The following is a 424-nucleotide window of genomic DNA, read 5'->3' on the forward strand; positions in this document are numbered from 1 at the left end:
AACTCGGCGAGCTGATGCGCAGTGACATCATTCGCCAGCATGGTGTTCGCGAAGCCGTGCGTGATCTGGTCAAGGAACTCCGTGATGATCTGCCACCGGAGGCACGCGGTTTCAGTGGCGATGACGAAGCCACGATCGAAGCTCTGGTCGACCAGCTGCTGACGGAGGGCAGCGAGGACATGCTGGCCCGACTGAAGCCAGAAGCGTCGGAGATCGGTTGATGCGCCTGCGCCGGCTCGACCTCACCCGCTACGGCAAGTTCACCGACTATTCGATCGATTTCGGGGAGCATGTCGCCGGCACGCCTGACCTGCACATCGTCTACGGGCTGAACGAGGCAGGCAAATCTACATCGCTGTCGGCCTATCTCGACCTGCTGTTTGGAATCGAGGAGCGAACAAAGTATGGCTTCCTTCACCAGGGC

1 protein-coding gene and 1 pseudogene are annotated in these 424 nt (G+C 60.1%); both read left to right on the forward strand.

Annotated elements, in window-relative coordinates; all coding sequences use genetic code 11:
• A pseudogene (locus CEV33_RS00785) lies at positions 1-221 on the forward strand (DNA repair exonuclease); the annotation flags it as partial.
• Positions 221-424, forward strand: a 204-nt coding sequence (locus CEV33_RS00790; protein WP_141211527.1) for an AAA family ATPase, incomplete at its 3' end; no start/stop codon positions are given. The pseudogene CEV33_RS00785 and the gene CEV33_RS00790, both read left to right, overlap by 1 nt.

Origin of the sequence: Brucella grignonensis (assembly GCF_002252505.1) — a bacterium.
Classification (GTDB): Bacteria; Pseudomonadota; Alphaproteobacteria; order Rhizobiales; family Rhizobiaceae; genus Brucella; species Brucella grignonensis.